The following is a 26,024-nucleotide window of genomic DNA, read 5'->3' as shown; positions in this document are numbered from 1 at the left end:
GGCGGGGATCGTGCGCGACTTCAGCGCCACAACCCCCGCCTCCACGTCCCCCCCCGCCGCACCCGACGGCACGCCCCCGTACTGAACAACCCGCAAACCACCCCGCGCCAGCGTGTTCGCAACATCCGACGACCCCGTCACGTCGTCCCCGATGATCCCAAGATGCATGGGACGCTACGCCCGGCCGACGTTGGCCGGCGCCTCGTCCTCGAGGTGGCGCCGGATGATCTCGTCGAACGAGGCGTCGGCCTCGAAGCCGAGTGCCAGCGCGCGCTGCGGGTCGAAGGCTTCCGGCCAGCTCTCGATGATGCGCTGGACGGCCTCGTCGGGCTCGCGGCGGATCAGCGCCACGGCCTCGTCGCCGGCGGCGCGGCGCAGCGCCTCGATCGCCTCACCGACCGTCGCCGACAGTCCCGGCATGTCGAGCGTGCGCCGGACGCCGAGACCGGAGGTGTCGACCTCGGCCGCGCGCAGCACGAACTCCACGGCCCGGCGCGGGCTCGCGAACCAGTGGCGCACCTCGTCGCCGACGGGCAGCGTCGCGGGAAGGCCGACCAGCGGCTCGCGCAGGATGCCGGAAAAGAAGCCGGAAGCCGCCTTGTTCGGCTTGCCCGGCCGGATCACGATGGTCGGCAGGCGGATGCCGATGCCGTCCATGAAGCCCCGACGCGAGTAGTCGGCCAGAAGAAGCTCGCCGATCGCCTTCTGCGTGCCGTAGCTCGACAGGGGCGCCAGCACCTGCGTTTCGGGCACGACGGGCGGCAGAGGCTGGCCGAACACGGCGACCGACGAGGTGAAGACGACGCGCGGGCGGTAGCCGTCCGTCCCATGAACGCGGCGCACCGCCTCGAAGAGCTCGCGCGTGCCGTCGAGATTGATGCGGTAGCCCTTCTCGAAGTCGGCTTCCGCCTCGCCCGACACGATGGCGGCGAGATGAAAGACGACGTCCGGGCGCTCGGCGATCAGTTCCGCCGCAACGCCGGGGGCCGACAGGTCGGCGGCGACGGCGCGAAGCGGGATCGACGACGCGGGCGCGTCGGTCTTCACGACGTCGGCAAGCGTCATCGACTGGATGGCCTGCCCCGACAGATCGCCCTTGCGCAGAAGGGCGGCGGTCAGCTTCCGGCCGATCATGCCGCCGGCACCCAGAATCAGGATCTTCACGTTGAACGGCCTTCCGTAGCGGGAGAACGGGATGCGAAGACGGGATCGCGCTTCGCGAAGAAGGCATTTGCCCCCTCGCGCAGATCGGGTCCGTCGAAGATGCGCTGCTGCGCGGCGTTGGCGAGCGAGAGGGCGGCGTCCAGGGGCTGGTCGAGCGCGGCGTCCACGAGACGCTTGGCCAGCCGGTTCGACAGCGGCCCCCGTTGCGCGATCTCGTTCGCCATCAGCCGGGCTTGCGAAACGGCATCCTCGCCCAGCCGGTTCACGAGACCCCAGTCGAGCGCCGTGCGAGCATCAAGGATGGCCCCGGTGAACAGGAGCTCCTTGGCCCGAGCCGGGCCGACCAGTCTGGCAAGCCGAACGGCACCGCTTGCCGCTAGGCCGCCGAGGCGGCTTTCGGGCAGGCCGATCCTGGCCTTGGCACCCGCGACACGCATGTCGCAGGCAAGCGCCAGCTCGAAGCCGCCGCCCAGGGCCACCCCGTCGATCGCGGCGATCGTCGGCATGGGCAGGGCGGCCAGACAGCGCAGAACATGGTCCTCGAACAGGATCTTGCGCTCGCTCGCATCGGCGCCGAGCGAGGCGAACTCCCCGATGTCGCTGCCGGCGCAGAAGGCCTTCGCATGGCCGTGCAGGACGACGCAGCGAATGTCGGGCGCGCTCTCGATCTGCCGCAGGACGGCCAGAAGGTCGCGCAGCAGCGTGCGCGTTACGAGGTTCAGGCGACCCGCCGCAAGCTCGATCTCAGCATGGCCCCGCTCGATCCGGAGCAAGACCGTCGCCCCGTCGTCCCCGGGCGCGCATTCCACGGCGTCAGCTCGCCATACGGGTCTGCGGCGTCACGCCGTGCAGGACGCCCATGCGCTCGAAATGGTGGTGGATGCGATCGACATAGGAGGCGAACTCGGGCGCGTCGCCGAGCACGATGGGGCGCGGGCGCGGCAGCTCCACCGTGATGTCGTCCACCACCTCGCCCGGGCTCGGGCTCATGACGATGATGCGGTCCGACAGGCCCACCGCCTCCTCGACGCTGTGGGTGATGAAGACCACCGTCGGGCGGCGGCGCAGCCAGAGCTGCTCGAGATCGGTGCGCACCTGGAGCCGCGTCAGGGCGTCGAGCGCGCCGAACGGCTCGTCCATCAGGATCACGTCGGGCTCGTGGACCAGCGTGCGGATCAGCGAGACGCGCTGGCGCATGCCGCCCGAGAGCTGGCGCGGATACTTGTTCATCGCATGCTCGAGGCGAAGCTGCTGGAACAGGTCGCGCGCGCGCGCTGCGATCATCTCGCGGTCGAGCCCGCGAATGTCGGCATGCAGCATCACGTTCTCGAAGGCCGTGCGGAAGTCGAGGAGAAGGTGATCCTGGAAGGCGATGCCGACACTGGTGATCGGCCGGTCGACCGGGCGACCCTCGCACAGGATCTCGCCGGTCGTGCGCTTGAGCAGACCCGCCACCATCAGCATGAGCGTACTCTTGCCGCAGCCCGACGCGCCGACGATCGAGACGAACTGGCCGGCCGGAATCTCGATGTCGACCGGGGCCAGCGCACGAAAGGGCTTCTCGGTGTCCTCGCCGAAGACCTTGGACACGTTGCGGATGGAGATCGGAACGCCGGACCGGCCGGCGGAGTCTTGAACGGTGGTCATGACAAACCTCGGATCGTTCAGCTGACGGAGGCCGCAACGGCGGCGAGCGGGGTCTTGGACAGGAGAAGTGCCTTGCGGCCCCGCTGGAGGACCTCGCCGCGCTCGTTGACGAGCTCGACGTCGAAGGTGGCGATCGCCTGGGTCGGCTTGGAGCGGGAGTCGCGGATCTCGGCGATCACGTAGTTCACGAAGATCGTGTCGCCGAGGAAGATCGGACCGACGAAGCGCCAGTCGGTGATGCCGAGAAAGGCGATCGCGGTCTCGCGCAGCTCACCCGTGCGCGCCCACATCAGGCCGTGGGCGAAGGAGAGGCCCAGCATGCCGTGCGCGACGCGCCGGCCGAACTGGCTGCTGGCGGCATAGACGTCGCTCGTGTGGAGTTCGGAGAAGTCGCCGGTCAGGCCGGCAAAGGCCATGACGTCGGCCTCGCCGACCGTGCGGCCGGGGCTGCGGAAGCGCATGCCGACGTGAAGATCCTCGAAGCGATAGCTCATGCATCCATTCCCGGCGTCTGAAAGGGGACGTGCAACCCGCGGCCGGCCGGGAAGGCCGAGCCGCAGGCCGAGCACGGCTCAGGGGCAGGCGCGCATCGCGCCCTCGGCGGGCAGGTAGTCGTTGGTGTAGTAGCTCGCCGGGTCCTGGCCCTGCGGCAAGAGGCCGACCTGCGAGAGGAGGTCCTGCGTCTTGGTCCAGAGCGCCGGCTCGGCGCGTCCGACGAACTTCGCGCCGCCGCTGCAGAAGAGCGGCGTGATGGCCGCGAGCTCCTTGGTGACGAGGTCCGCGTTGGAGTCCGGGAAGAGCGCCTTGACGTCGGCGACCGCCTTTGCGGGATTGTCGAGCGCGAAGCTCCAGCCCTTGAGGCTCGCAGCGATGAACTGGCGCAGCACCTCGGGGTTCTTCTGGATGAAGTCGTTGGACGCGAAGATCGAGGTCGAGACCGTCGGCACGCCGTAGTCGGCGAAGGGGAACTCGTCGATCTCGGCGCCCTGCGCGCGGACCTGGATAGCGTAGGAGTCAAGCGAGCCGAGGATCGCCTCGACCTGACCGGTCAGGAGGCTCGGCACCATCGAGGGCATGGGCATGTTGACGAGCTGCATGTCCTGCTCGGTCAGGCCGTTGGCCTTGAGGAGAAGCGGCAGCATGGTGGTCTGCGAGGAGCCGGCCGGCACGCCGACCGTCTTACCCTTGAGGTCCGCGAAGGACTTGATGCCCGCCTTCTTGAGGGCAATCAGCTCGTTCGGGTTGGACTGGTAGATCGTCGAGACGACGCGCATCGGCGCGCCCTTGGCGATGAGCTGGCTGACGGCTACCGCGTCGGCATAGGCCAGCTGCGCCTGGCCGCTGGCGACGAGCTGGGCGGTGTTGCCGGAGCCGTTGCCCTGGACGATCGTCACGTCGAGCCCGGCCTCCTTGTAGAAGCCTTCCTGCAGCGCGGCCGCGAAGCCCGCGTTGGCGCCGCCCGCCGTCCAGTTGAGCTGGAAGGTGACGGGCGTCTGGGCGCTCGCCCCGCCCGCGAGCCCGAGGGCTGCGAAAAAGCCGGCCACGGCCGTGACCTTGAGTGCATGCATCATGATGGCTCCTCCCTGTTGAATGCGTCGCTTGGCTGGAGCCCGCCCTCCCGAGCGGGCCAAATGGGTCAGTCGGCTCCCGACCGCTGCCACGGGGTCATCAGCCACTCGCTGAGCTCGACCACGTAGTTGATGACGATGCCGATCACGGTGAGGACGACCAGCACCGCGAAGGTCAGCTCGATGTCCATCGTGCTCGTGCCGCGCAGGAGAACGTAGCCGAGCCCCTGGTTGGCGCCCACGAACTCCGCGACGATCGCGGCGGTGGCGGCGATGGTCGCCGAGGTCTTCACGCCCGAGAAGATCACGGGCAGCGCGGCCGGAACGCGCAGGTAGCGGAAGGTCTGCCAGGTCGAGGCGCCCATGGAGCGCGTCAGGTGCAGAAGCCGCTGGTCGAGGATCTGGAAGCCGCTGATGCTGGCGATCAGGAGCGGGAAGAAGGTCATGAGGACGGTCAGGAGCACCTTCGACTCCATGCCGAAGCCGAGCCACACCAGGAAGAGCGGCGCGACCGCGATCTTGGGCACGAGCTGCAGGAGCATGATCGGCGGATACAGGATCTGGCGCGCCAGCGGCGACAGGGCGATCACCAGTCCGACCGGAATGGCCGTCACGATGGTGAGGCCGAAGCCGAGCACGATCTCGGTCAGCGTCACCAGCGCGTTGGACCACAGCATCGGCGCATCCGACACGACGCGCGCGAACACGGCGCCGGGCGCGGGCAGGAGATAGGCCGGGATCTGGAAGAGCTTCACCGACAGGGACCAGAGGGCGATGATCGCCACGAAGGTGAGCGGCGGCAGGGCGTTCCAGGCGACGAGGCGCAGGCGCCGAGCGGCGCGCGAGGGCGCCCGGTGCGGTGCCGATCCGCCGGCCAGGGTCGGGCCGAGCGCGGCCTCGCCGGTCAGGTTGCGTGTGGTCATCGACCTTCCTCCCGAATTCGGCGTGGCGACCATCCGGCGCCCCGCCACTTCCCTTCTCCTCGGACCGGGCCGGCTCCAGCCGGCTCGCCCCTCGCCCGGAGACCTCCGCCCCGAGCGATGTATCCGCTTACATTCCCGCTTCGATCCGGATCCATCCTTCCCGTGGAACGATCCGGATCGAGGCGATCCTGCGTCAGGCCGCCGCGCGGCGCGGCGCGGGCGCGACGGGTAGCGTGCGGCGCGGCGAGCGCGCGGAGCGGGCGTGCCGGCCGAACTCGTCGAGCAGCCCCATGGGCTCGGGTCGGAAGAGCCGCGCGTCCATCGGCCGGAGCTTCGAGGAGACGGCGGGCCGGAAGGCCATGCGGGACAGGACGTCCCGCTCCAGGTCGACGCCCGGCGCGATCTCGACGAGCTCGAGCCCCTCGGCGCCGACCGCGAAGACGGCGCGCTCGGTCACGAACAGCGCCTCGCGCCCCTCGGCGCGCGCGAAGGCGCCGTTGTAGCAGATCTGGCGCACCGCCTCGACGAACTTGGAATGGCGGCCTTCCTCCAGCACCGCGAGCCTTCCGTCGCGGCATTCGACCTTCAGCCCGCCCGCCGTGAACGTGCCGCTGAACACGACCTTGCGCGCGTTCTGGCTGATGTTGATGAAGCCGCCGACGCCCACGATCGTATCGGCGAAGCGGCTGACATTGACGTTGCCCGCGCCGTCGATCTCGGCAAACGACAGGAAGGCCACGTCGAGCCCGCCGCCGTCGTAGAAGTCGAACTGGTAGGGCTGGTCGACCATGGCGTCGAAGTTCTGGGCGCCGCCGGAATCGGGCCCGGTCAGCGGCGCGCCGCCGATGAAGCCCTGCTCGTTGCTGAGCGTGATGGCGTCGAGGATGCCCTCTTCCGCCGCCACCGCCGACACGCCCGTCGAGATGCCGGCCCCCAGGTTGCACACGGCACCCGGCACGATCTCCATCGCGGCGCGGCGCGCGATGATCTTGCGCTCCGTGAAGGGCAGGCGCCGCAACCCTTCCGTCGGCACGCGCATCTCGCCGGCATAGCTCGGCTCGTAGTGGCTGGCGTAGGTCTGGCGCTGCTCCGGATCGACCACGACGTAGTCGACGAGGATGCCGGGAATGCGCACGGCGCGCTGGGGCAGCGTGCCGCGCCGCGCCAGGCGCTTCACCTGGACGATCACCGCCGCCCCGAGCCGGCGCGCGGCCTGGGCGCAGGACAGCATCTCGCCGGGGATCGCCTCCTCCTCCATCGAGACGTTGCCCTCCTCGTCGGCGGTGGTGCCGCGCAGGACCACGACGTCGAGCGGGAAGGGCTTGAAGCGCAGCCATTCCTCGCCGTCGATGTGGAGGAGCTCGACGATCTCCTCGCGAGCCGCCTTGTTCTGGCGACCGCCGAGCTGGCGGGGATCGACGAATGTGTGCAGGCCCGTGCGGGTGACGAGGCCGGGACGCCCGGCCGCGATCTCGCGGATCAGCTGCGAGATCACCCCTTGCGGGATCGTGTAGGACTCGAAGGCCTCGTCCAGCGCCATGGGAATGAGGGGCGGCGAGTCGATCAGCGCGCTCGTGAGCGAGCGCTTCAGCATGCCGGGATGGCGGAAGCGCGCGGCGCCCTTGAGCTGGCGATCGCCGATGCCGACCGCATGGATCAGCGTCAGGTCGCGCGGCTCGCCTTCCTCCAGAAAGCGCGCCTCGATCGCTTCCAGCACCTTTTCGGGAACGCAGTGCCCGCCGCCCGAACCGCTGACCAGGACGCTGTCGCCCGGCTGGATGATGCTGGCGGCCTCGGCTGCCGTGATGATCCGCATGTCGCCTCCCCTGCCGTCCTGTTTCCGTTGACAACGGCTACCGGCCTCCTGTAACCGCTTGCATAACGAAGGGGTTCCGCGCATGTCAAGCGGTGCTGACGATCGAGAACAGGTGATAATCTCCGATCCAATGGGAGATTGGTCGGTGCGTCCTCGACGAATTCGATGTGTCCACCGATTGCATGGGAGGCAAGAATGGCGTTGGCAGGACGCGGCGTACTGGCGATCTGGAACGGCATCGCGGAGGAAGCGGAGGCCGACTTTCTCGAGTGGCACGTGCGCGAGCATATTCCCGAGCGCGTAGCGGTGCCCGGCTTCCTTCGCGGGCGTCGCTACATCGCGCTGCGCGGGACGCCGCGCTACTTCAACTTCTACGAGACGACGTCGGCCGCCGATCTGTCCGCGCCGGCCTATCTCGCGCGGCTGGACCGCCCCTCGGACTGGACGAAGCGGGTCGTGCGGCACTTCCGCGACACGTCGCGCACCGTTTGCACGGTGGCCGTCTCGACGGGGCTCGGCGACGGTGCCTTTCTCGCGACGCTCCGGATGGACGGAGCAGGCCACGAGACCGCGGCTCTGGCGGAAGCGCTCGCGCCGCTCGGCCGACGGGACGGCGTCGTCGGTGTCCATCTCCTGCGCGGCGACGAGGCGGCGGGCGGCCAGGCGACGGCCGAGAAGGCGCTGCGCGACGCGCCGGACCGCACCGCGTCCTGGGTTCTGCTCGTGGAGGGCGTCGAGGCGACGCCGCTCGAATCCTTTCTGGATCGGGGGGCGGATGAGGTCTGCGAGGCGCTCGCGCTGTGTTGCCCCGAACCGGAGCGCGGTCTCTATCGCCTGCAATACGGGCTTGGACGCGACCAGTTGGGCGCGACCAAATAGGATAGGGCGGTTTCACGCGGGACGTGTCAGGGGCGGTGGGCCATGAAGAGCATCGGTGAGGGAGCGAACGGCGCGGCGCGGCGCGGCGCGAACCGAAGCGGCGTGGCGGTGCCGGGCGTCGGCCTGCGCGACGTCGCCCAGGCGGTCGGCGTCTCGACGGCCACCGTGTCGCGGGCGATCAACCGGCCCGAGGTCGTATCGCTGGAGCTGCGCGAGCGCATCGCGGCCGCGATCGCCGACCTCGGCTGGATCCCGGACGGGGCGGCTCGCGCGCTGACGACCGGCCGCTCTCAGACGATCGGCGCCGTGTTCCCGACGCTCGGCCTCGGCGACTTCCCGCGCGCGGCCAACGCCATCCAGCGCCATCTCCTCGCGCAGGGCTACACGCTGCTTCTCGCCTGTTCCGAATACGACCCGGAACAGGAGTTCCGGCAGGTCCGCAAGTTCGCCGAGCGCGGCGTCGACGGCGTGATCCTGGTGGGCCTCGCCCACCATCCCGACCTCGTGCCCTTTCTCCAGCAGCGCAAGCTGCCCTTCATCAGCTCCTTCGTCTACGACCCGGCCCGGCCGGGCCGCTGCGTCGGCCCCGACAACCACAAGGCGCTCGTCCGGATGACGGACTACCTGGCCGAGCTCGGCCATGTACGCTTTGCGGTGATCGCCCAGGAGACCGAGAACAACGACCGCGCGGGCGCGCGCCTTGCCGGCATCCGCGATGCCCTCGCCCTGCGGGGCCTTGCCGTGCGCCCCCAGCATCTGGCGATCGGCACCTGGACGATCGAGGAAGGGCGCAAGCTCTTCGCGCAGGTCATGGACACCGATCCGCGCCCGACCGCCATCGTGTGCGGCAACGCTCCGCTGGCCGTCGGTGCCATCCTGGAGGCTGCCGCGCGCGGCGTCCGGGTGCCCGAGGACGTGTCGATCGTCGGCTACGACGACATCGAGATCATGAGCCACCTGCCGGTGCCGGTCACGACCGTGCGCGTGCCGGGCGAGGAGATCGGCCTGCGCGCCGCGCGGCTGATCCTCGATCTCGTAGGCGGCCGCGAGCCCGACTACCCGCTGGAAAGCGAGGCGGAGATCGTGGTGCGCGCCTCCTCGGGGCCGCCGCCCGCCGCCCCCTCGCTCCAACCCCGCAGGCTGAGCCCCGCATGCCCTTTCCCCCTTCCGCGTTGACCGGCGCGACGCGTCTCGTCGCCATGGTCGGCGATCCGATCCGGCAGGCGAAGTCGCCCGAAAACTTCAACCCGCTCTTCGCGCGGCTGGGCATCGACGCCGTGATGGTGCCGTTCGAAGTCAGGAGCGACCGGTTCGAGACGGACATGCCGGCGCTGATGCGTCTCGCCAATCTCGACGGCATCGTCGTCACCATGCCGTTCAAGAGCCGCATCATGCCGATGCTGGACCATGTGGACGAGGCGGCACGGCACGTCGGGGCGGTGAACGCCGCGCGCCGCCGGCCGGACGGCACCTGGCAAGGCGGTATCTTCGACGGCGTCGGGCTCGTCGGCGCGGTACGCTCGCTCGGCCTCGAGCCGGCTGGCCTGCGGGTCGGGCTGGTGGGGGCGGGCGGCGCGGGCAGCGCCATCGCCTTCGCGCTCGCCGGCCAGGGCATCCGCTCGCTCGCCATCACGGACCGCGACGATGAACGGGCCGCCGATCTGGCCGGGCGCATCGCGGCGACCGGCACGAACGCGGCATCCCGCGGCGCGCTCGATCTCGCGCAGCTCGACCTTCTCGTGAACGCCTCGCCCGTCGGCATGGCCGAAGGCGACCCCGCGCCCGTGGCGCTCTGCGGGCTGCGCGCAGAGCTTGCCGTCGTCGACATCGTAACGCGCCCCGAGACCGCACTCCTTCAGGCGGCCGCGCGCGCAGGGTGCCGCGCGGCCGGAGGCGCCGCCATGGTCGCCGCCCAGACGGCGGCGATCGTCGACTTCCTCGGCCTCGAGGCCGAGCAGGAGCCGAACCTCATCTCAGACAGACCAAGGGAGACGACATGAAACTGGTTCGCTACGGGGCCGCCGGGTCCGAGAAGCCGGGCATCGTGGATGCGGACGGGCGCGTGCGCGACCTGTCGGGCACGGTCCGGGACATCGACGGCGAGACGCTGTCGCCCGAAAGCCTCGACCGGCTGCGCGCGATCGATCCCGCCACGCTGCCCCTCGTCCCCGAGGGCGTGCGCCTCGGCGTGCCCGTCGCCCGCGTCGGCAACCTCGTCTGCATCGGCCTGAACTACACCGACCACGCCGAGGAGACCAACGCGCCGATCCCCTCGCAGCCCATCATCTTCAACAAGCACACGGGCGCGCTCAGCGGTCCCAACGACGACGTCATCCTGCCGCCGGGCTCCACCAAGCTCGACTGGGAGGTGGAGCTCGCCTTCGTGATGGGACGGACCGCCTGGCATGTCGACGAGGCGGACGCCCTTTCCTGCGTCGCGGGCTACACGATCCTCAACGACCTCTCGGAGCGCGAGTACCAGCTCGAATGGGAGGGACAGTGGGCGAAGGGCAAGAGCTACCCGACCTTCGCGCCTGTCGGCCCCTGGCTGGTGACGGGCGACGAGCTCGGCGACCCGCAGCAGCTCGACCTCTGGCTCGACCTCAACGGGCGTCGCGAGCAGACCGGCACGACGACGCGGATGATCTTCACCTGCGCCCACATCGTCAGCTACGCCAGCCGCTTCATGAAGCTGGAGCCCGGCGACATCATCACCACCGGCACCCCGCCGGGCGTCGGCCTCGGCCGCAAGCCGCCCGTCTTCATGAAGGCGGGCGACACGATGCGCCTCGGCATCACGGGGCTCGGAGAGCAGCAACAGACGATCCGGCCGCGCGAGGCCTGAGCGAGACCCTCAGGAAGTCCAGGCACACCTGACGGGAAGGAAGAAAAGCGATCAGCAAGTCATTTGGCCGATCGCTCGGTGCCTTGCCTTCCGGCAACCGACGAGCCGTCCCTATCTGCTCCCAGGCGCTGTCAGAGAGCAGATAGGCGGCTTGCTACACAACTATCCCGTTTGAGGTGAGTTGCGGCTCGCTTCTCCAAGCACGCTGATGGTGACCCGACCGCAGGTCTGTCGGTGCTACCCTTAGGGTCGGCTTGTTCGACCCTTCTGCATGGCCGACAAGACGCGACAGATATCGACTAGGCAGTGTGCCCATAACGGGGTTCACGGTTTTGGTCTGACCTGATTCAATCTCCTGAAAGGGAGGTTGATATGCGTCGCCATGGACTGACGGATCACGAGTCGGGAGTGATCGAGCCGCTTCTGCCAAAAACATCCGCGGGATGCCACGCGTCGACAACCGCCGGGTGATCAACGGCATTCTCTGGCGGTTTCGGACCGGCTCGTTCTGGCGCGACGTGTCCGAGCACTACGGCCCGCGCACCATGCTCTTTAATCGCTTCACGCGCTGGCGAGCCGCTAAGGTCTGGGACCGGCTGCTGGAGGCCAAGAGCCGAGCCTACCACGTCGACATCGTTCTGACCGACAGTTCCTGCGCCCGCGTCCATCAGCATGAGGTTGCGGGCAAAAAGGGGCCTGCCGATCCTTGCATGGGACGTTCAAGAGGCGGTCTAACGACCCAAATCCATGCTTTGGTCAATGCCGAAGGCCAGCCTGTGCGTCTGATACTCACCGCCGGACAGGCAGGCGATGCGCCAGTCGCCATTCGGCTTTTCGAAGCCATCGTGCCTGACGCCACCGTGATCGCAGATAAGGCTTACGACACGGATGACATCCGGTCCATTGTCGCAGCCAGAGGCGCGTGGGCCAACATCCCGCCGCGCTCGCCGCGCAAGGCCATCTTCGCCTGCAGCCAACGGGTCTTTAGCCAATGCAACCTCGTCGAGCGCTTCTTCAGCCGACTCAAGCAAATGCGCGACTTGGCCACCCCCTACGACCAAAGACCCGACAACTTCTTCGCTGCCGTCAAACTCGCCATCGTCCGCATCTGGATCAATGCGTAACGACTCCACTGCCTAGGATGCGCGTCCTAGGTTGGAAACCCAACTAATAGACTGCTAGAATCGGGAGTCTCCATCCGGCATTGGGTCTTTCATACGGAGACGATGATGCGCGATCTGTTTTAGATGTCGGACAAGGCTGGGCGGTGATGGAGTCGCAGCTGTCGAAGAACCGACCCGGAAAGCCGCGGGTCGACGACTGGCGGCCGCTTCCGGGACGTACCTTCCAGGTAGGGGCCGGCCAAGACGATCTGCAACCGCTATGCTCGGTGGGATCGGCATGGGATCTGGCAGCGGATTTTCGCCAAGGTCGTAGCGGTAGCTGCCGTTCCGGATGAACTCTGTCTCGACAATACGCATGTGAAAGCGCACCGCTCGCCATCGGACGGAGTTCAAAAAATCAGTAAGGTCATCCAAATAGATATCCCGCCCGGAGAACGGGGAGTTCGCCCAGGCGGTCAGCGTCTCGTGCGGCGGCCGAACAACGAAAGTCCATTGTCTGGCCGATGCTTGTGGTCGAATCATCGCCATTGCCCTGACGCCGGGCAACATCGCTGACAGCACCATGGCTCTGCCGCTTCTAAAAGCCGTGAGGCCAACGCAGCGCCTTGTCGCCGACGAAACCTTTGATGCCGACGGGCTACGGATTTGGCTTGCCGAACGACACATCGAGCCGATCCGATCAGGACGGGCCGCCTGCGATGTGGTCTACCCACTGAACCGAAAGGGCTATCGCCGCCGCAACGTCATCGAACGCCTGTTCGTCCGACTTAAGAACCGGAAGCGTATCGCGACACGTTACGACCGCTCCGCCATCACCTAGTCGCGACGGTGACTCAATGGCTTGGGTGACTCCTAGTCTAGCCCAACGCGCAAGAAGGATCGCGATTGCGGATTTCCTCGGCGCGATGTGAAGGCCCGGGTGCCGGAACAGGGCTCCAGACTTGGGATCGTCGACCCCACACACGATGGATGCCCGCAAGCATTTGCAGCCCGGGCATTGTTCGTATGCGGCAGCCTTGGATCGCGGTTCCGCCGACGATCGGGCCCTCCGGCAGGCGGCTCGCTACGCCCGCGCTTTCGGGGAGCGCGCCTCAGTGCCTTCGCGGCGGACCGCTCGGCCACCAGCCAACGATGCGGTGCCCGATCTTTCCGAGAGCGCGGGGCGTGTCGAAAGACACGACGGTCTGCTTGACCGCGTTGGAAATGGAGCGCTACGCTCCTCTGGTTCGGTCGTCGGACCAGTTGCTTCATGGTCAACTCCCTGCCTCGCTTCGTCCTCGAGAACGCGCCCGAGTTGCGCGAGGCCGTGGTGCGGCGCAACGTGCGTGACGGCGTGGCCGACAAGATCGCGCTTCTGATCGCGTCCGGCACCCTCAAGGTGGGCGACGACCTGCCGAGCGAACGGCATCTGGCGGCCGCGCTGCAGGTCAGCCGCGAGTCGGTGCGCGCCGGCATCGCGATCCTGGGCGCGCAGGGCCTGCTGCGGATCGCCCACGGGGCGCGCACGCGCGTCGTATCGGATGCGCTTGAAACGCCGTTCCGCCCCTCACGCGAGGCGGGCGGGGGCGACCGCTACGGACTGGACGACGTCCATGCGGCACGGCTTCTGGTGGAGCGTCCGGTGGTGGGCGACGCCGCCGAGCGCATCACCGACGAAACGCTGCTGTTCCTGCGCGAGGCCGTGCGGGCCCAACGGGCCGCGATCGCCGATCCCGTGCGCTTCCTGATCTCGGACCGCGAGTTCCATACAGCGATCTACCGGGCGTGCGGCAACCCCGTGCTCGCCGACTTCGTGATCGACCTTTTCGGCACCCTGGTGGAGTTCCGCCGTCGTGCGGTCGCCGAGCCCGGGGCGATCGAGCGGAGCATCGCCGACCACGAGCGCATCGTCGCAGCGCTCGCGGATCGCGACCGCGAACAAGCGGTCGAGGCCATGGAAGCGCATCTGGAGCGGATCTACCGCACCACGCAGCAGGCCATCGTCCAGTCCGCGGGGACGGTCGACGCGCAAGATCGATAAGCGCCGAAGGCGCATGGGAGGAAACGAGCCATGAAGATACTGATCATCGGCGCCGCCGGCATGCTCGGCGCGCGCCTCGCGCGCCGGATCGCGGCGGACGGCAGCCTGAACGGGCGAAGCGTGGGGCGCCTGATCCTCGCCGACGTGGTGCCGCCGAGCGTTCCGGGCGGCTGGGAGGACCGCTGCGAGACCCATGTTCTCGACATCGGCGAGCCGGGCGCGGCCGAGCCTTTCGCCAAGGATCGGCCCGATGTCGTGTTTCACCTCGCCGCGATCGTGTCGGGCGAGGCGGAAGCGGATTTCGAGAAAGGCTACCGCGTCAACCTCGACGGCACGCGCGCCCTGTTCGACGCGATCCGCGAGGAGAACGCGCGCTCGGGCCATGTCCCGCGCGTCGTCTTCGCCTCGTCCATCGCGGTGTTCGGCGCGCCGTTTCCCGACAGCATCCCGGACGACTTCGCGCTGACGCCGCTGACGAGCTACGGCACGCAGAAGGCGATCGGCGAACTCCTTCTGGCGGACTACACCCGGCGCGGCTTCATGGACGGCATCGGCCTGCGCCTGCCCACGATCTGCATCCGGCCGGGCCGGCCCAACAAGGCGGCCTCCGGCTTCTTCTCCAACATCCTGCGCGAGCCGCTGCGCGGGGAGCCGGCGGTGCTGCCCGTTTCCGAGGACGTTCGTCACTTTTTTGCAAGTCCCGCGGCCGCGGTGGAGTTCTTTCTGCATGCCGCGGCGATCGACGGAGCCAGCGTGGGTCCGCGTCGCAACATCAGCCTGCCCGGCCTGTCGGCGACGGTCGGCGACGAGATCGCGGCGCTTGAGCGCGTGGCCGGACCCGAGGCCGGCGCCCTGATCCGGCGCGAGCCTGACGAGACGATCCGCGGCATCGTCGCAGGCTGGGCCCCGGACGTCGCAGCGACACGCGCCCGCGCGTTCGGCTTTCGGGCGGATGCAAGCTTCGACGATATCATCCGGGCCCATCTGGCCGAGACCGACCCGGGCGGCAGCGGTGTCCCGGACGGGCAGCGAGACGCTGGACAGCGGTAACTCGAACTGGTCTGATGCAACTACCAATTCGTATCGTGCTGGCTTTCACAAGCGCGGAACGAACTTGAAAGCCGCGTGATGCGGCCGGCGTCGCAGGTGCAGGGGGCGTCGCGATCCGCGGGGGAGGATGGATGGCAGACGGGAACCAATCCCGCATCGCGCTCGTGACCGGCGGCGGCGTCGGTCTCGGCAAGGCCATGGCCGATGGGCTGGCCCGCGCCGGATGGCATGTCGTGATCTGCGGTCGGCGCGAGGCGGTCCTCCAGGAGGCGGCCGAGACGATCCGCCGGGAGGGTGGATCGGCCGAGGGCGTGGTGGCCGACGTCGGCGATCCCGGCTCCGTCGAGGCGCTGTTCGCCGCGATCGAGACCCGTCATGGCCGGCTCGATCTTCTGGTGAACAACGCGGGGGCGGGCGCGCCTCCGGTGCCGATCGAGGACCTGACGTTCGCGCAGTGGCAGCAGGTTCTCGCCAGCAACCTCACCGGCGCGTTCCTGTGCACGCAGGGCGCCTTCCGCCTGATGAAGCGTCAGCGGCCGCAGGGCGGGCGCATCATCAACAACGGCTCGATCTCGGCGACGACACCGCGTCCGAACTCGGCGCCCTACACCGCCACCAAGCACGCGATCCTGGGCCTCACCAAGTCCACGGCGCTGGACGGACGCCCCTTCGACATCGCCTGCGGCCAGATCGACATCGGCAACGCCGCGAGCGACATGACCGCGAGCATGTCGAAGGGCGTGCTCCAGGCGGACGGAACCACGGCGCCCGAGCCCGTCATGGACCCCGCCCATGTCGCGGCGGCGGTCGTGCACATGGCCTCGCTGCCGCTGGAGGCCAACGTGCTTTCGATGACGGTGATGGCGACCAAGATGCCCTTTGTCGGCCGGGGATAGGCCGGACGCGAACGGATGGGGTCCGAGACGAGGCAAACGCCCGCCGGTCCGTATGACAGACTGGGAGGAGATGCCGTATGGCCTCGGTGGATTTCGTCGACGTGCGCAAGAGCTTCGGCTCGCATGCCGTGATCAAGGGTGTGAACGTCGATATCCGCGACGGCGAATTCGTGATCCTGGTCGGCCCGTCCGGCTGCGGGAAGTCGACGCTGCTGCGCATGCTGGCGGGACTGGAGCACATCTCGGCCGGCGAGATCCGCATCGGCGAGCGCGTCGTCAACGACCTGCCGCCCAAGGACCGGGACATCGCCATGGTGTTCCAGAACTACGCGCTCTATCCGCACATGAGCGTGGCCGACAACATGGCCTTTTCTCTGACGCTGAAGAACGCTGGAAAGGCCGAGATCGAGGCGAAGGTGAAGCCGGCCGCCGAGATCCTCGGCCTGTCCCATCTTCTCGATCGCTTTCCGCGCCAGTTGTCCGGCGGCCAGCGCCAGCGCGTGGCGATGGGGCGAGCCATCGTGCGCGACCCGCAGGTCTTCCTGTTCGACGAGCCGCTCTCGAACCTCGACGCGAAACTGCGCGTGTCCATGCGCACGGAGATCAAGAACCTCCACCAGCGCCTGACCACCACCACGGTCTACGTCACCCACGACCAGATCGAGGCCATGACCATGGCCGACAAGATCGTGGTGATGCAGGACGGTCGGATCGAGCAGGTCGGCGCTCCACTGGACCTCTACGACCGTCCGGCCAACCTCTTCGTCGCCGGTTTCATCGGCTCGCCGGCCATGAACATGCTGCCCGGCCGTCTCGACCCGGCCGACCGCACGACGTTCGTCACCCATGACGGCATGCGCATCCCGCTGGGCGCGGAGCATCGCGGCGAGGCGGGACGCGAGCTCGTCTGCGGCATCCGCCCGGAGGCGATCACGCTCGGCGGCCCGATCGAGATCGAGGTCGTGGTGATCGAGCCGACCGGCTTCGAGAGCCAGGTGCTGGGCCGCCTGGGGCGAACCGAGGTCACCTGCGTGTTTCGCGAGCGCTTGGCCTCGCGGCCCGGCGAGCGCATCGCCGTCTCGGTGAACCCGAGCGCGCTGCACCTCTTCGACGCCGCCTCGGGGCAGCGTCTCTGATCACGTCGTGACAGCCAACGCGGCGGCCTTGCGAGGCGGTCGTCGCGATCACGATCCCAAGCCTTGCACCCTGTCTCGGGAGGACACCACCTTGATCAAGCGCAGAGACTTTCTCGCCGGCTCCGCCGGCCTCCTCGCGGCCTCCGCGGTCGCCGGTCCCTTCGGCCGCGCCTTCGCGCAAGGGGCGGCAGCGGCCATGCCGAGCTACAAGCCCGAAGAGGGGGCCAGCTTGCGCCTCCTGCGCTGGGTGCCCTTCGTGCCGGCGGAAGAGGAAGCCTGGCTCGCCAACACCAAGAAGTTCACGGACGCGACCGGCGTGGCTGTGCGCATCGACAAGGAAAGCTGGGAGGACGTTCGCCCGAAGGCGGCGGTCGCCGCCAATGTCGGCTCGGGACCGGACATGGTGATGAGCTGGTTCGACGATCCCCAGCAATATCCCGACAAGCTCGTGGACGTGACGGAGCTCGGCACCGCGATCGGCGGAGCGAACGGCGGCTGGTATCCGGGCCTCGAATCCTATGCCCGTCGCGGCGACAGCTTCATCGCCCTGCCGATCTGCGCCATCGGCAACGCGGTGATCTATCGCGACAGCCACATGAAGGCCGCCGGCTTCAGCGAGTTTCCGAAAGACACGGCCGGCTTCCTGGAGCTGTGCAAGGCCATGCAGGCCAAGGGCACGCCGGCCGGCTTCCCGCACGGCAAGGCGGTGGGCGACGGCAACAACTACGCCCACTGGCTCCTGTGGAGCCATGGCGGCAAGATGGTGGACGAGAAGGGCACGGTCACGATCAACAGCCCGGAGACGCTGGCCGCCGTCAACTACGCCATGGAGCTCTACAAGACCTTCATCCCCGGCACCGAGAGCTGGCAGGACGTCAACAACAACCGCGCCTTCCTGGCCGGCCAGGTCTCGCTGACGGCGAACGGCGTGTCGGCCTACTACGCCGCCCTGAAGGACCCGGCGCTCGCCGACATGGCCGCCGACATGCGCTCCACCAACCTGCCGATCGGACCGGTCGGCGAGAGCGTCGAGCTGCACCAGACCTCCACGATCTCGATCTTCCGCCACACGCGCTATCCGGAAGCGGCCAAGGCCTATCTGGAGTTCATGTACCGGCCCGAGAACATGAACGCTTGGATCCAGGGGGCCAGCGCCTATTGCTGCCAGCCGCTGCGCGCCTTCGAGAACAACCCGGTCTGGACGTCGAAGCCGATCCACGCGGCCTATGCCAGGGCCTCGGCGAGCCTTCGCCCGAACGGCTATGCCGGCCCGCTCGGCGCCGCCAGCGCCGGCACCATGGCGGACTACGTGCTCGTCGACATGTTCGCCGAGGCGGTCACCGGGCAGTCCTCGCCCGAGGACGCGATCCGCAACGCCGAGCGGCGCGCCAACCGCTACTATCGCGTCTGACGCCGTTCGTGCCCGCCGCGATCGGATCGCGGCGGGCATACCTTCCCAGCACACGCTTCCAGTGGCCGAAGGGCGAGCCCATGTCCGTTTCCACCGCATCCCCGCCCGGCCGGCGCTCGGTCGGCTTCTTCGAGCGGCTCGGCCAGAGCCGCAACGGGCTCGGGCTTCTGTTCATGGCGCCGGCCGCGCTGTTCCTGCTCCTGTTCCTCACCTATCCGCTGGGGCTGGGCGTGTGGCTCGGCTTCACGGACGCCTCGATCGGGCGCGCCGGGCGCTTCATCGGGCTGGAGAACTACGAGTATCTCTGGCACGACCGCGTGTTCTGGCTGTCGGTCTTCAACACCGTGCTCTACACGGCGCTCGCCTCGGTCCTGAAGTTCGCGCTGGGCCTCTGGCTCGCGATCATCCTGAACGAGCACCTGCCCTTCAAGACCTTCTTCCGGGCGGTCATCCTTCTGCCCTGGGTGGTGCCGACCGTCCTGTCGGCGCTCGCCTTCTGGTGGATCTACGATTCGCAGTTCTCGATCATCTCGTGGGTCCTGATGCAGGCGGGCCTCATCTCGGCGCCGATCAACTTCCTCGGCGATCCCTGGAACGCGCGCCTGTCGGTGATGGCCGCCAACGTGTGGCGCGGCATCCCCTTCGTGGCCATCTCGCTGCTGGCCGGCCTCCAGACGATTCCCGCCTCGCTGCACGAGGCCGCCGCTCTCGACGGGGCGACCTCCTGGCAGCGCTTCCGTCGCATCACGCTGCCACTGCTGACCCCCATCATCGCTGTGGTGATGACCTTCTCGGTTCTCTTCACCTTCACCGACTTCCAGCTGATCTACGTGCTGACCAAGGGCGGGCCGGTGAACGCTACGCATCTCATGGCGACGCTGTCGTTCCAGCGCGGCATTCCGGGCGGCTCGCTCGGCGAGGGCGCGGCGATCGCGGTCGCCATGGTGCCCTTCCTGCTCGCCGCCATCCTGTTCTCGTTCTTCGGTCTGCAGCGCCGCAAATGGCAGCAGGGCGGCGGCGACTGAGGAAAGACCCGATGACCGTTCAAGCGACCGAGCCCACCGGCGGCCAGCTCACCGACGACGTGGTGGGCATGAGCCACCACGACACCACCGCCCGGCGGATCCTCGTGATCTACCTGCCGCTCGCCTGCTTCGTCTTCGTGCTCCTGTTCCCGTTCTACTGGATGGCGATCACGGCGGTGAAGCCGAACGACCAGCTCACCAACTACGCGGCCCACTCGCCCTTCTGGGTGGTCGGGCCGACGCTGGACCACATCAAGTACCTCCTGTTCGAGACGAGCTACCCGAACTGGCTCTGGAACACGGTGATCGTCTCGGTCTGCTCGACCGTGATCGCGCTCGGCGCCTCGGTCTTCGCGGCCTATGCGATCGAGCGCGTGCGCTTCACGGGGGCGCGGGTCACGGGGCTTCTGGTGTTTCTGGCCTACCTGATCCCGCCCTCGATACTCTTCATCCCGCTCGCCTTCATCGTGTTCCAGGTCGGCATCTTCGATTCGCGCCTCGCCCTGATCCTGACCTATCCGACCTTCCTGATTCCGTTCTGCACCTGGCTCCTCATGGGCTACTTCCGCTCGATCCCGTTCGAGCTGGAGGAGTCGGCGCTCGTCGACGGCGCCTCGCGCTGGCAGATCCTGACGCGCGTGATCCTGCCGCTCGCCGTGCCCGGCCTCATCTCGGCCGGCATCTTCGCGTTCACGCTCGCCTGGAACGAGTTCATCTACGCTCTGACCTTCATCCAGAGCTCGGAGAACAAGACCGTGCCGGTGGGGGTGCTCACGGAACTCGTGCGCGGCGACGTCTACGAGTGGGGATCGCTCATGGCGGGCGCGCTGATCGGCTCGCTGCCGGTGGTGATCCTCTACTCCTTCTTTGTGGACTACTATGTCTCGTCGATGACCGGCGCGGTGAAGGAATAGGCCGGCCGAGCCGGTCGCATGACGGAGAAGAGCATCATGGCAAGCGAGCCGCGCGAGCGCGACCAGACGATCGGCTTCGTCGGTCTGGGCTACATGGGCCACGGACTGGCCAAGAACATCCGCGAGGCGGGCTACCCCTTGCGCTTCCTCGCCAACCGGCGACGCGAGGCGGCCGAGGACATGATCCGGCGCGGTGCGGTGGAGGTGGGATCGCCGCTGGAGCTTTCGGAAAGCTGCGACGTCGTCTGCCTGTGCCTGCCGGGCTCGCCGCAGGTCGAGGAGGTCGTTGCCGGCGAGAACGGGCTTCTCGCCCACGCCCGGCCGGGCCTGGTCATTTTGGACAGCTCGACCAGCCAGCCGGTCTCGACACGCCGTCTGGCGGAGCTGGCCAAGGTGCGGGGCGCGACGTTCATCGACGCTCCCCTCAGCCGCACGCCCAAGGAGGCCTGGGCCGGAACGGTGGACTGCATGGTGGGTGCGGAGGCGGCCGATCTCGAAGCGCTGCGCCCGCTGATCGAAACCTTCGCCGGGCGCATCCTCCACACCGGGCCGACGGGCTCCGGCCACACGATGAAGCTCCTCAACAACTTCCTGTCGCTCGGCTACGGCGCGCTCTATGCCGAGGCGCTGGCGATCGGCGCGAAAAGCGGCGTGTCGGCCGAAACCTTCCATCAGGTGATCGGCGGCGGCCGCATGGACTGCCCCTTCTACCAGACCTTCATGCAGTACGTCGTGGGAGGCGACGAGAACGCGCACCTCTTCACGCTGCGCAACGCGCACAAGGACACGCGCTACCTCGTGGATCTCGCCAACGCGCACGGCATCGCGACCCACGTCTCCAGCGCGGTCAAGAACAGCTACGCGCAGGCCGAGGGCATGGGGCGAGGGGACAGCTTCGTGCCCATGCTGACGGACATCGTCGCCGAACTGAACGGCGTGAGCCGGACTCCGCCGGCCTCAGCCGGCGGACGGTAGCTCGACCGCGGCCAGACCGGCCAGGAAGCGCGCGACCGATGCGTCGTCGTCGCGCCCCATGCCGGCGGCGCTGGTCATCACGAACATCTGCATGGCGAGGGCGGCGAGCGGCGTCGGGAAGCAGGTGGCGCGCCCCATGTCCGTGACGATGCCGAGATCCTTGACGAAGATGTCGACGGCGCTGCGCGGCGCGTAGTCGGCATCGAGGATGTGCGGGACGCGGTTCTCGAACATCCAGGAGTTGCCGGCCGAAACGCGGATCACGTCGTAGACCTTCTGAAGGTCGAGCCCGAGCCGGGCGGCCAGCGCCACCGCCTCGCAGGCCGCCGCGATATGGACGCCGGCCAGAAGCTGGTTGACCATCTTGAAGGCCGAGCCGATCCCCGCCTCGTCGCCGAGCCGATGGAGCGTGGCCGCCATCGCATCGAGCGCCGGCTCGGCCTTGGCGAACGCGTCCGGGTGGCCGGAGGCCATGAAGGACAGCTCGCCCGTGGCCGCCCGTCCCGTGCCGCCGCTCATCGGCGCGTCGATGTAGAGGAGGCCATGCTCCCGCGCCCTAGCCTCGAGGCGCCTGGCATCGTCCGGCGCCATGGTCGCGCAGGAGACGATGACGGCGCCCGGAGGCAGCCGAGCCGCCGCACCCTCCGGCCCGAACAGGATGTCCTCGGTCTGCCGGGCGTTCACCACCACCGTGATGAAGATCGCCGCTCCCTGCGCCGCATCGCCGACGCTTCCCGCAGGATGGCCGCCGAGAGCGGCGAGATTGTCGAGGGCGGTTCGGGACAGGTCGAAGCCACGCACGTCCAGCCCGGCCGCGAGAAGGGCACGCGCCATGCCGCTGCCCATGGCTCCAAGGCCGACGATGGCGACGGTGCTGCGATCCGGTGCGGTCATGCGCTTCCTTCCTTCAGGTGAACGGGTATGGGAAAGGCCCCGTGCGATCCACGAGCCGGTCCGGGCGGTCCCGCCGGACGCGGTCGAGACGGTCGTTCCGTTTCGGCGAACGCGAACCGGCGGCACCTGCCAGGGTGGAAAGTCGAATCTGGCGGCAACGAAATCCATGCCGAGCGCCCATGGGGGACGTGAGAGATCACGCCGTCGCAGCCATCCAAAGGAGGAGCTTTGCGACCGGCTTCCGCGTCCTCCGCTTCGCCGCCGCCGGACACGGCGACCCCATGAAGCGCCCTTCCGGCGCGGGGCGATCGCCGGCACCGGGAGCATCGCCGGACGCGAAGACGGTGCGGTTGCCCGAGGGCCTCTCGCACCGTCTCCGGGTCTGACGCGGCTTCTACTTCTGGATGCAGGTGTCGACGGTTTCCTTCGTGCACTCGTCCAGTCCGGTGAAGACGGGATCCGCGACCTTCTTGCCGTCGATCAGATCGATCATCACGCCGGGAGCCTTGTAGCCCATCTCGAACGGACGCTGGCCGACGAGCACGTTCACGAGCCCTTCCCGGGCGATCGCCACCTCGTCGCCGATCGTATCGGCGGCGGCGACGACGAAGTCGCCCTTGGCGATCCGGTCGGCCAGCGGCTTGAAGAGGTTGCGATAGGGCTGCGGCGCCCCGAAGAGGGGCCATCCGCCCTCGATCGCGAAGGCGTCGAGGTCGGGATTGGCGGCCAGGATGTCGGTCATCGCCTGCACGCCCACGGCGCCGTCGTCGTTGGTGAAGACGGGGCAGCCCGCCACTTCGGTCCATCCGCCTTCGCCCGCCAGGGTCGCGTTGCCCTTCTGGCCGCTGAGCGCGTCGCGCGTTCCCTGCGCGCGGCGAAGGATGTTGTCGGCTCCCGGATTGCCCTGGATCGTGCAGATCTTGCCGCCGTTGGGCTTGGCCTTCTTGATGTACTCGCCGAGCTTCTGGCCGAGCAGGTAGTTGTCGGTGCCCAGATAGGTCTTGCGCAGCATCGCGTCGTCGGTCGCCAGATCGGCATCCAGCGTCATGATCGGGATGGTCGGCGCCGCGGTCTTGAGGGTCTGGGCGATCAGCTTGGCGTTGGACGGCGAGATCGCCATCGCGACCGTATCGGCCTTGCCGAGCAGATCCTGGACGATCTGCGCCTCGCCGGCCTCGTCCGAGGTCGAGGCGGGGCCGGTGTAGAAGCATTCGTACTCGGACGAGGCGTTTTCCGAGTTCCACTTCTCGCAGCCCTGATGGATCGCTTCGAAGAAGGGGTTGTCGAGCCCCTTCACCACGATCACGAGTTGCTTCTTGGCGAAGGCGGGTCCGGCACCCAGCGCCAGCACGGCGGCCGTTAAGAGAAGCGCGAGTTTGTTCATAATGGTCCTCCCAGACATGCGGCGGCTCGGATGAGCCGCCCGGCGCGAACCGGCCCCGTTTGTCCGTGGCTCGTTCTGAGGAGCCTTGCGGGCGGACCGGATGGTTGAATTCGAGAACGGCGCCCCTTGCGCGATCCCCATTCCCATTCGTTTGATCACTCCGAAGGAGGCAGCTGAGACGACAAGCTCTCGCTCTCGCCGAACCCGGGGAAACCTGGGTTCAGGCTCGATCCGGTCCGCTTGATCCGCGTTCCATCGTTGCTTTCCGAAGCAGAAGCTAAGCCGTGCCGCTCCGGGCGGTCAATATTCCCGTCCGCCTGCGAAGAAATTTGGAAGATCGACTGGATTGACGGTCTTCCAACGGTTTGCACAAATGAGCGAAAGACCCGGACAGAAGCCGGGGTGGGAGGAACCGCTCGAACCCCGTTCAACGCCGGCCCCAGCAGCCTCAGGCGTTGAAGCGCGTCGCGCGGGTTGGAGGCGTGCGGCTTTGGCGGTTCTTGAGCTCGACCGGGTGTCCAAGCACTTCGGTGCCATCCAGGCGTTGAACGACGTGTCCTTTTCGCTGGAGGCGGGCGAGGTCGTCGGATTGATGGGCGACAACGGCGCCGGCAAGTCGACGCTCGCCAAGATGATCGCCGGCAACTTTCGACCCAGCGAAGGCTCGATCCGCATGGACGGGAAGGATCTCGTCATGATGCGGCCCGTCGATGCCCGCCGGCACGGGATCGAGATCGTCCATCAGGACCTGGCGCTCTGCAACAACCTGAGCGCGGCCGCCAACGTCTTTCTCGGACGCGAGCTGCGACGCGGGATCTTTCCGTTCAGCATCCTCGACTACGGCCGCATGTACCGCCGGGCCGGCGAACTCTTCGCCGAGCTGAAGTCGGAAACGCGACCGCGTGACCTCGTGCGTCAGATGTCGGGCGGGCAGCGGCAGGCGGTCGCGATCGCGCGAACGCGCCTGTCCGACGCCAAGATCGTGCTCATGGACGAGCCGACGGCCGCCATTTCCGTGCGGCAGGTCGCGGAGGTTCTCAACCTCATCCGGCGCCTGCGCGACCAGAACATCACCGTCGTCCTGATCAGCCATCGCATGCCCGACGTGTTCGACGTCGCCGACCGTGTGATCGTGATGCGGCGCGGCCGCAAGGTGGCGGACAAGCGGATCGCCTCGAGCTCGCCCGAGGAGGTCACGGGCCTCATCACGGGCGCGATCCAGGAAGCCTGAAACCGGCCGTCCCGACCGCGCGGCAAACCTTCAAGGACGGCACGCATGTCCATCACCCTCGACCAGACCATCCAGCAGCGCGAGCGGAGCTGGCTCTCCCAGCAGATCGGAAGCCAGACCTTCTGGGTGCTGCTCGCCGTGATCGGAGCTTGTCTCTTCCTGTCGTTCGCGACCGACAGCTTCGCCACCACGAAGAACCTCTACAACATCACCCGCAACGTGACCTTCGTCGCCATCGTGGCGCTCGGGATGACGCTGGTGATCATCTCCGGGGGCATCGACCTGTCGGTCGGGTCGACGCTCTGCCTTGCCTCGATGGTGCTCGCCGTCACGATGCATGCCGGATACGGGATCGGCACGGGCATCGCCGCCTCGCTGGCGACGGCGCTCGCCATCGGAGCGTTCAACGGCGTCCTCATCGCCTATCTCGGGTTTCCGCCCTTCGTGGTCACGCTCGGCATGCTGTCCGTGGCGCGAAGCCTGGCGATGGTGGCGTCCAACAACACCGTCGTGTTCGAGTTCGGGCCTGATCACCAGACGCTGCTCTCGCTGGGTGGCGGCGCCTACTTCTTCGGCATCGCCAACCCGGTGATCTACATGATCGTCCTGGCGTTGATCACCGGCTACGTTCTGCGCTGGACGCGGTTCGGGCGATACGTCTACGCGATCGGCGGCAACGAGCAGGCCGCCACCCTCACGGGCGTGCCGGTGAAGCCCATCAAGGTCGCGGTGTACATGATCTCGGGGCTGGCCGCAGGCATCGCGGGCATCATCCAGACCGGGTGGCTCGGCGCCGTCACGACCAACATCGGGGCCGGCATGGAGCTTCAGGTCATAGCGGCCGCGGTCATCGGCGGCGCCAACCTGGCCGGCGGCATCGGCACCGCTGCCGGAGCCCTGGTCGGCGCCGCGCTGATCGAGGTCATCCGCAACAGTCTGGGGCTTCTGGGCATCAATGCCTTCTGGCAGGGCACCTTCATCGGGGGAGCGATCATCCTCGCGGTTCTCTTCGACCGCATCCGCACGCTGCGCCTGAAGAACTAGGCGATCCCAGCGCTCCCACACCGCATCGGCACGACGTTGCCCTCACCACATTCTTCGAACGGATTTCGACCATGAGCC

General features: G+C 68.1%; 25 protein-coding genes and 1 pseudogene. 16 read left to right on the top strand and 10 right to left on the bottom strand.

The genetic code is table 11. The features are described 5' to 3' along the window. The 8 genes from AUL35_RS21805 to AUL35_RS20340 all read right to left on the bottom strand — a co-directional run. A partial coding sequence (locus AUL35_RS21805) for a four-carbon acid sugar kinase family protein (RefSeq protein WP_244493859.1) occupies positions 1-168 on the bottom strand: 168 nt, incomplete at its 3' end. A gap of 6 nt (positions 169-174) precedes the next feature. Then, complete coding sequence (gene denD, locus AUL35_RS20370; protein WP_062018282.1) at positions 175-1,164, bottom strand: D-erythronate dehydrogenase; 990 nt, start codon at positions 1,162-1,164, stop codon at positions 175-177. Continuing rightward, entirely contained in the window at positions 1,161-1,937 is a 777-nt protein-coding gene (locus AUL35_RS20365; RefSeq protein ID WP_244493856.1) for an enoyl-CoA hydratase/isomerase family protein, read from the bottom strand. Before AUL35_RS20365 ends, denD (AUL35_RS20370) begins: the two co-directional genes overlap by 4 nt. A 40-nt stretch (positions 1,938-1,977) precedes the next feature. Next, positions 1,978-2,811 (bottom strand): ABC transporter ATP-binding protein, encoded by an 834-nt coding sequence (locus AUL35_RS20360; protein WP_062018278.1) that lies wholly within the window; start codon positions 2,809-2,811, stop codon positions 1,978-1,980. A gap of 17 nt (positions 2,812-2,828) precedes the next feature. Then, complete coding sequence (locus AUL35_RS20355; RefSeq protein WP_062018276.1) at positions 2,829-3,305, bottom strand: MaoC/PaaZ C-terminal domain-containing protein; 477 nt, start codon at positions 3,303-3,305, stop codon at positions 2,829-2,831. A gap of 78 nt (positions 3,306-3,383) precedes the next feature. Beyond that, positions 3,384-4,382, bottom strand: a complete 999-nt coding sequence (locus AUL35_RS20350; RefSeq protein WP_062018274.1) for an ABC transporter substrate-binding protein — start codon at positions 4,380-4,382, stop codon at positions 3,384-3,386. A gap of 65 nt (positions 4,383-4,447) precedes the next feature. Then, entirely contained in the window at positions 4,448-5,302 is an 855-nt protein-coding gene (locus AUL35_RS20345; RefSeq protein ID WP_082666498.1) for an ABC transporter permease, read from the bottom strand. A gap of 193 nt (positions 5,303-5,495) precedes the next feature. Next, positions 5,496-7,118, bottom strand: a complete 1,623-nt coding sequence (locus tag AUL35_RS20340) for an acyl CoA:acetate/3-ketoacid CoA transferase (RefSeq protein ID WP_062018272.1) — start codon at positions 7,116-7,118, stop codon at positions 5,496-5,498. A 195-nt stretch (positions 7,119-7,313) separates the two neighbouring features. Here AUL35_RS20340 and AUL35_RS20335 point away from each other — a divergent pair, with 195 nt between their 5' ends. From AUL35_RS20335 to AUL35_RS20275, 14 genes and pseudogenes are all read left to right on the top strand, one after another. Beyond that, the gene (locus AUL35_RS20335) at positions 7,314-7,997 is read left to right on the top strand and encodes a DUF4286 family protein (RefSeq protein WP_062018270.1); all 684 of its coding nucleotides are present in this window, start codon (positions 7,314-7,316) and stop codon (positions 7,995-7,997) included. 42 nt (positions 7,998-8,039) lie between these two features. After that, positions 8,040-9,173 carry a LacI family DNA-binding transcriptional regulator gene (locus tag AUL35_RS20330; RefSeq protein ID WP_082666497.1) on the top strand — a complete coding sequence of 378 codons (1,134 nt, stop codon included), beginning with the start codon at positions 8,040-8,042 and terminating at the stop codon, positions 9,171-9,173. Next, positions 9,149-9,997, top strand: coding sequence for a shikimate dehydrogenase (locus tag AUL35_RS20325; protein WP_082666496.1), 849 nt, complete (start codon positions 9,149-9,151; stop codon positions 9,995-9,997). Before AUL35_RS20330 ends, AUL35_RS20325 begins: the two co-directional genes overlap by 25 nt. After that, positions 9,994-10,842, top strand: coding sequence for a fumarylacetoacetate hydrolase family protein (locus AUL35_RS20320; protein ID WP_062018268.1), 849 nt, complete (start codon positions 9,994-9,996; stop codon positions 10,840-10,842). Before AUL35_RS20325 ends, AUL35_RS20320 begins: the two co-directional genes overlap by 4 nt. Before the next feature lie 372 nt (positions 10,843-11,214). Beyond that, positions 11,215-11,966 (top strand): IS5 family transposase gene (locus tag AUL35_RS21800; RefSeq protein WP_156418126.1). Its coding sequence is split into 2 segments (ribosomal slippage): positions 11,215-11,278 and positions 11,278-11,966, totalling 753 coding nucleotides; the frame shifts between segments, so codons are not numbered across the junction. A gap of 146 nt (positions 11,967-12,112) precedes the next feature. After that, positions 12,113-12,786: pseudogene (locus AUL35_RS23235) on the top strand (IS5 family transposase). Positions 12,787-13,215: 429 nt separating this feature from the next. Further along, positions 13,216-13,986: a FadR/GntR family transcriptional regulator gene (locus AUL35_RS20310; protein WP_062018265.1), complete on the top strand. Its 771-nt coding sequence runs from the start codon at positions 13,216-13,218 to the stop codon at positions 13,984-13,986. Positions 13,987-14,016: 30 nt separating this feature from the next. Continuing rightward, positions 14,017-15,036 (top strand): D-erythronate dehydrogenase, encoded by a 1,020-nt coding sequence (denD, locus tag AUL35_RS20305; protein ID WP_062018263.1) that lies wholly within the window; start codon positions 14,017-14,019, stop codon positions 15,034-15,036. A gap of 131 nt (positions 15,037-15,167) precedes the next feature. Beyond that, the gene (locus AUL35_RS20300; RefSeq protein WP_062018262.1) at positions 15,168-15,932 is read left to right on the top strand and encodes an SDR family oxidoreductase; all 765 of its coding nucleotides are present in this window, start codon (positions 15,168-15,170) and stop codon (positions 15,930-15,932) included. Positions 15,933-16,009: 77 nt separating this feature from the next. After that, positions 16,010-17,068, top strand: coding sequence for an ABC transporter ATP-binding protein (locus AUL35_RS20295; protein ID WP_062018260.1), 1,059 nt, complete (start codon positions 16,010-16,012; stop codon positions 17,066-17,068). Between the two features lie 91 nt (positions 17,069-17,159). Then, positions 17,160-18,479 carry an ABC transporter substrate-binding protein gene (locus AUL35_RS20290; protein WP_062018258.1) on the top strand — a complete coding sequence of 440 codons (1,320 nt, stop codon included), beginning with the start codon at positions 17,160-17,162 and terminating at the stop codon, positions 18,477-18,479. A gap of 173 nt (positions 18,480-18,652) precedes the next feature. Further along, on the top strand, positions 18,653-19,504 hold the full coding sequence (locus AUL35_RS20285) for a carbohydrate ABC transporter permease (RefSeq protein ID WP_374754518.1): 852 nt from the start codon (positions 18,653-18,655) through the stop codon (positions 19,502-19,504). Positions 19,505-19,515: 11 nt separating this feature from the next. Further along, complete coding sequence (locus AUL35_RS20280) at positions 19,516-20,418, top strand: carbohydrate ABC transporter permease (RefSeq protein ID WP_062018252.1); 903 nt, start codon at positions 19,516-19,518, stop codon at positions 20,416-20,418. A gap of 18 nt (positions 20,419-20,436) precedes the next feature. Continuing rightward, positions 20,437-21,393: an NAD(P)-dependent oxidoreductase gene (locus AUL35_RS20275; protein WP_244493855.1), complete on the top strand. Its 957-nt coding sequence runs from the start codon at positions 20,437-20,439 to the stop codon at positions 21,391-21,393. On the opposite strand, the gene ltnD is transcribed toward AUL35_RS20275, so the two are convergent. Together ltnD and AUL35_RS20260 are read right to left on the bottom strand one after the other, a co-directional pair. Then, entirely contained in the window at positions 21,376-22,455 is a 1,080-nt protein-coding gene (gene ltnD / locus AUL35_RS20270; RefSeq protein WP_374754516.1) for an L-threonate dehydrogenase, read from the bottom strand. The two genes, AUL35_RS20275 and ltnD, sit on opposite strands and share 18 nt — an antisense overlap. A 226-nt stretch (positions 22,456-22,681) precedes the next feature. Further along, positions 22,682-23,671 (bottom strand): substrate-binding domain-containing protein, encoded by a 990-nt coding sequence (locus AUL35_RS20260; RefSeq protein ID WP_062018244.1) that lies wholly within the window; start codon positions 23,669-23,671, stop codon positions 22,682-22,684. Positions 23,672-24,161: 490 nt separating this feature from the next. Between AUL35_RS20260 and AUL35_RS20255 the strand changes: the two genes are divergently transcribed. Further along, positions 24,162-24,902 (top strand): ATP-binding cassette domain-containing protein, encoded by a 741-nt coding sequence (locus AUL35_RS20255; RefSeq protein ID WP_062018239.1) that lies wholly within the window; start codon positions 24,162-24,164, stop codon positions 24,900-24,902. Between the two features lie 45 nt (positions 24,903-24,947). Continuing rightward, positions 24,948-25,946 carry an ABC transporter permease gene (locus AUL35_RS20250; protein WP_062018237.1) on the top strand — a complete coding sequence of 333 codons (999 nt, stop codon included), beginning with the start codon at positions 24,948-24,950 and terminating at the stop codon, positions 25,944-25,946. The last annotated feature ends 78 nt before the right edge of the window (positions 25,947-26,024 follow it).

It is taken from the genome of Aureimonas sp. AU4 (genome assembly GCF_001463765.1).
GTDB lineage: Bacteria > Pseudomonadota > Alphaproteobacteria > Rhizobiales > Rhizobiaceae > Aureimonas.
The sequence above is the reverse complement of the archived record's forward strand: the minus strand, read 5'-3'. Positions and strand labels throughout refer to the sequence as shown.